Below are 2,653 nucleotides of genomic sequence, written 5' to 3' on the forward strand. Positions count from 1 at the left end.
GGTAACTCTTTTTAAAACACCTGTCCTGAAATATGCCGACGAGATCATGGACGATGAGAGAGTAGTAGAAGCTCTCGATAAAATCCTCTCCACCCTACGGGGGCTGGACGATCAGTTTGTTGAAAACTTAAAAGCGGACGAGGATTTCAACGAGGCCCTGGATGAACTGCAAGAGCTTTTCCTGGCTCCCCTTTCCGGCATATCTGACCAGTTAACGGAAAATATTTTGAACCAGGACTCTCTGCGCTATCTGGTGGAAATCCTGGTGGCGGAGCTGACCAATTTCGGCGGCTATTCCGAAGAAACGGGGCTCTATGAAGGAGCTTATGCAGAGCTCTTTAACGTGCTCAAGCTGCTCCAGGAGGACCTGGACGCCGTCCAGGCCATGATCGGCGCAGAACTGGGCTCAGCCATCGACCATTACAGCGAGCACGGCCCCTTTGATGAGCCGGGTGAAGGCGGCGGTGGGGGAGGATGTATGGACGCAGATATAGATGCGTCGCAAGTTGAGGACCAGGTGAGCGACTTTCTCAACCACTGGTCAGGGGTGGCCGGCTGGGTCGTAAAAAAGAAAATGGAGCGGGGCGACCTGGAGCCGCTCATGGACAAATACCTTGGCGAGGAGTCGCAGTATTTGGACGCGGTAATGGGGGCGCTTTCCCAGTCAGCCGGCGCCGCCCAGGAGGAGTTGCTCGCGGTGGTAGATGCGGTTTTAAACGATCATACCGCCGGCCTTGAGGATGAACTGATGGCCTTCCTGGATCTTCTTCTTTACGGCGATCCGGCCGACGAAGACGACCGCGGGCTTGTTGGCGAAATAAACAAAGTAGTGAACGCCGTTGCCAGCGAAAAGCTGGCCGAGATGCAGGCCGGGGAGCTGCTTGACCTGGTAGAGGGAAGGGAGGAAGAGGTTTTAGAGGCCTTGATGAAATTGATCGACGCCCTGCCCCTTGATTTGCTCGATCTGGGTTCAGGCGGGCAGGCCGGCGGCGGCAATCTCCTGTCGCTGTTGAACGATATTGTCCTGGAACTGCCCTTTGAAACCATGGCTGACTTGATCAAAGGAAGCGATATTAAAGAGCTGACCCGCGGATTGTTCAAAATTGTGGATAACCTGCCTCTCGGCGGCATAGCTTCTTACCTCAAGGACAACTCTGATGAACTGGGCTACAATATTGCCCATTCCCTGCTTAACGGCATTGCCGATGGCATTGAGTTCCCGGAGCCGGAGGATCCCCGGGTTGTGGCGATCATGGAGGTCTTGAAAAGCGAAGAGCGGCTGCGCCGCTTCTACCTGGACCTGGGAGGCAGGGATCCGGAAAAAATTACCGCCGAAAGCAGCGAGGTTGACATCATCCTGCAGGTTCTCCTGGAGGTGGCCGGGGACCGGGAGAGGGTCGAGCGCTTCCGGGACGAAATTGCCGATCAGTCCAAGCCGGTTGCAGAGAACCTGCACGAATACGGGAAGAAGCTGGGCGATTGGTTCCTGGGAAGCCTGCGCTCTTTCGCTGAGCCCTTCGTGAAGAGGGCCTTCGCCTCCTTCCTTATTTTCACGCCCCGCGGCTACGAGGAGCAGTTTAAAGCCGATCCCGCAACCTGGCTTGATTACGAGCGCTTTTCCGAGAGCGCCGCCGCAGGAGGGATGCTGGCCGGCGAGATGCTTACCCGGAGCATGGCGGCCCGTTTTGTCGATGAAAGCATGTTCCGCTTCCTGGTAGAGCATAAGGCCGTGGAGGATTTTGCCACACCGGAGCGCCTCGGCGTCATCCACCACTTTTTTGCGGAGATGATAGACGCGGAGCAGCTTAAGGCCTTGAAAGCGGCAGACGGGGCTGCGCAGTACTACAATCTCCTTTACGAAAACCTGCATTGCCTGCGGTCAGAGAAGCCGGAGAGCCTGATCAAGCCGGATCCGCTGACTCGCGACTTGAATTCGCTTCTCGCGGGCCTGCTGCCCGGTTCTCCCGGGGAGATCTTCCGCTTCTCCATTAAAAGCCTTTCTCTCACTGCGGAGGATATTGTAGAACAGATTGCCGGACCCGCTGATGCGCAGGTATCCGGGCTGAGAGAAAAAGCAGATAACCTGATACAACCTCTCGCTAATATTCCCGCCGATCTGCTTGATGATGCTGTCATCAGGGAAGCGAAGAATGAGATTCTTGCCGCGGCGCCGGGCTTGCCCCTGGAGCTGGCGGCGAGGATCCTGGAGGATGAGCGGCTGGATCAAGCTTTCTCCACGGCTATAACCACGGTGGCCGGAGAACTTGTCGATAAGACTCTCGACGTGGCCGATGCCATTGTGCAGGATTCCCGCCTGAAGCCCGCCGTTGAGGATGCCATTGTCATGGTTTTAACGGGCAACGATCTGCCGGGTCAACTGGGGAACCTGGTGGGCGACATGCTCGAGGACGAGCTGCTCTTTGAGTTCGTGGATCACCTGCTTGCTGCCTCGCGCATCATCGCTGTAGGTCCTTATACCTGCCCTTCAAGCAGCTCGTACTACCGGCCTCAGTACTTCCTGGGGGGCATGAACCAGGTTCACGGCTTCGAAGATTATCCCGACTTGCCTCCGGATTTTCCCTTTACTAACAGAACCATTCGTGCAACTATTACTAATCTTACCGCCGACTACTACTTCTTCGAAATGGGCTGC

At 56.2% G+C, this 2,653-nt stretch carries 1 protein-coding gene; it reads left to right on the forward strand.

Annotation, left to right across the window (positions count from 1 at the left end; all coding sequences use genetic code 11):
* Window positions 1-2,653: hypothetical protein (locus ACE4YL_RS04890; RefSeq protein ID WP_461369311.1), on the forward strand; the 2,653-nt coding region annotated here is incomplete at both ends.

Origin of the sequence: Candidatus Darwinibacter acetoxidans, assembly GCF_041936445.1 — a bacterium.
Lineage (GTDB): Bacteria > Bacillota > Limnochordia > Darwinibacteriales > Darwinibacteriaceae > DTU010.